4 protein-coding genes are annotated in these 2611 nt (G+C 45.0%); 1 reads left to right on the top strand and 3 read right to left on the bottom strand.

Going from position 1 to position 2611, the window contains the following annotated elements:
- From sufB to VIP81_RS15035, 3 genes are all read right to left on the bottom strand, one after another.
- On the bottom strand, positions 1-952 hold a 952-nt coding region (gene sufB, locus VIP81_RS15045; RefSeq protein WP_331962209.1), incomplete at its 3' end, for a Fe-S cluster assembly protein SufB.
- A 13-nt stretch (positions 953-965) separates the two neighbouring features.
- Positions 966-1292, bottom strand: coding sequence for a HesB/IscA family protein (locus VIP81_RS15040; RefSeq protein WP_133808162.1), 327 nt, complete (start codon positions 1290-1292; stop codon positions 966-968).
- A 53-nt stretch (positions 1293-1345) separates the two neighbouring features.
- Entirely contained in the window at positions 1346-1915 is a 570-nt protein-coding gene (locus VIP81_RS15035) for an NADPH-dependent FMN reductase (protein WP_331962201.1), read from the bottom strand.
- 138 nt (positions 1916-2053) lie between these two features.
- On the opposite strand from VIP81_RS15035, the gene VIP81_RS15030 reads away from it, so the two are divergent.
- On the top strand, positions 2054-2611 hold a 558-nt coding region (locus tag VIP81_RS15030), incomplete at its 3' end, for a MarR family transcriptional regulator (RefSeq protein ID WP_331962198.1).

Raw genomic sequence — 2611 nt, 5'->3', positions numbered from 1 at the left:
CGCTGGGATATTTCCAGGTAATAGCAGAACCGGTTTCTACCTGTGTCCAGGAGATTTTGCTGGAAGTACCTTTACAAATACCTCTCTTGGTAACGAAGTTATAGATACCACCTTTACCGTCTTTATCACCGGGATACCAGTTTTGTACGGTAGAATATTTTATTTCAGCCTGTTCCATGGCTACCAGTTCCACAACAGCAGCATGCAGTTGATTCTCATCACGCATCGGTGCAGTGCAACCTTCCAGGTAACTTACATAGCTGTTATCGTCTGCAATAATCAGGGTACGTTCAAACTGTCCGGTGTTCTGGGCATTGATACGGAAGTAGGTGCTCAGTTCCATCGGGCAACGTACACCTTTGGGAATGTATACAAACGAACCATCGGAAAATACCGCGGCATTGAGTGCGGCAAAAATATTGTCCGTATGAGGAACCACACTGCCCAGGTATTTCTTTACCAGGTCAGGATGTTCCTGCACGGCTTCACCGAAAGAGCAAAAGATTACGCCCATTTCTTTCAGCTTGCCTTTAAAAGTGGTCGCCACAGAAACGCTGTCAAATACCGCATCTACCGCTACACCTGTCAGTGCTTTCTGTTCGTTCAGGGGAATACCCAGTTTAGCGAAAGTCGCCAGCAGTTCAGGATCTACTTCATCCAGACTGTTGAGCGTTACCTTCTTCTTGGGGGCTGCATAATAAGAAAGTGCCTGCAGATCAAGCTTAGGCATTTCAAAATGCTGCCATTTAGGGAATTCCATTTTCTTAAATGCGGCAAATCCCTTCAGGCGCCATTCCAGCAGCCATTCAGGTTCATTCTTCTTCGCCGAAATAAAACGGATGATATCTTCATTCAGCCCGGGAGGAGCTATATCCATTTCAATATCGGTGCTAAAGCCAAACTCATACTCCTTATTGGCTATATCATCAATTATTTCGTTACTGTTGATCATACAAGTTTTAAATTTATACCCCGAAGCTTTCGCCGCAGCTACAGGTTCTGGTTGCGTTAGGATTGTTAAAGAAAAGACCTTTGCCGTTTAGGCCATCTGAAAAGTCCAGCTCTGTACCATACAGGTACAACAGACTTTTCATCTGTACCACTACTTTAATGCCTTTATCTTCAAATATCTGGTCGCCTTCTTCTTCTGTTGCTTCAAATTTCATCACATATTCGAGGCCTGAGCAGCCACCACCCTTTACACCTACGCGTACAAAGGTACCCGGCGCATGATGTTCTCTTTCCATCAGCGCTTTGATATATTCTCCTGCTTTTTCTGAAACGGTTATCATACTCAGAATTTGTTTTGATTAGCTATCACCGGTTTCCCGGTGTGTTTCACTATTTATCTTTCAATACCTGCTACCACATGCGATTTTGCCGCACATAACAACTGTACCATCATATCCAGTTTGTTCTTATAAAACGCAGTAAACTCACGGGTTTGCGGGTCATACAGATTGTCTTTTAAGATCGGGAGGGAATAAGGTAATACCCATGCCCTTAACGCCTTCGCAACTGCATCCATCGCATTTATACCCTGCATGGCCTGGGTGCCGTCTGCCCAGGAGAGCAAAGCTACAACCTTTCCTGTTAAATAAGGACGCTGGTTCTTACTTGTCATCTCCAACCAGTCCAGACAATTTTTCATCGCGCCTGTCATGCTACCATGATATAATGGTGTCATCCATATGTGAAGATCTGCTTTGCAAAAAGCGGCACACATCGCATCTACAGCGGGTGGTTTGAGCCCTGCTTCCTGTTGGGAAAAGAAGGGGATCTGCGTATTACCCAGACTAAAGATCTCCGGCGAAAACCCTTTTTCCTGCAATTGCGCTGTCAGATACGCCGCCAGCTGGTTTGAGGTGGCATAAGGACGGTCATCAATGGCACCATTAAATATCAGGACGTTCATTAATATCTAATATTTAGAGATTTAAGTGATTATGAGATTATGTTTTGTTGGAGTACCGCTCACAATCCTCAAAACCCCAAAATCTTTTTTTTAGCTTTCACAAAAATACCGATATTTGATAATAAAACAAGTAATAACTTGGAAAATTATCCAATACGAACCAAGAATGCTGCCGAACGGTTTTTGACATTGCTCAAGACCCGGGGACCGCTGTCTGCAGCCGAATTGGCGAGTGAATTGGGTATCACCGGAGAAGGCGCCCGGCTTCAACTGCTTAAACTGGGAGAAGAAGGATTGGTACACTCCGAAAGCACTTCCAGAGGCGTTGGACGCCCCGTTTTAATATGGAGCCTCACCCCATTGGGTAACGCCCGCTTCCCCGATACACATACCGAACTCAGTCTGCAACTGATCCAGACCATTAAAACGGTTTTAGGAAAGGAAGCGCTCGATAATGTCGTTAACGCAAGGGAGAAAAATCAGCTCGAAAAATACAGTACTGCCCTTCAGGGAGTCGACGGACTTGAAAACCGGCTGACTTCGTTTGCAGCCATCCGCTCCGGAGAAGGATACCTGGCAGAATGGAAAAAAGAGGGAGACACCTACTTCTTTATAGAAAATCATTGCCCCATTTGTTGCGCCGCTTCTGAATGCGATAACATCTGTACCTCTGAAATGAGAACATTTGTCAGCATC

Origin of the sequence: Chitinophaga sp., from assembly GCF_036566945.1 — a bacterium.
Taxonomy (GTDB): Bacteria; Bacteroidota; Bacteroidia; order Chitinophagales; family Chitinophagaceae; genus Chitinophaga.
Note: the sequence above shows the minus strand (reverse complement) of the source record. Positions and strands in the feature narration are given on the sequence as shown.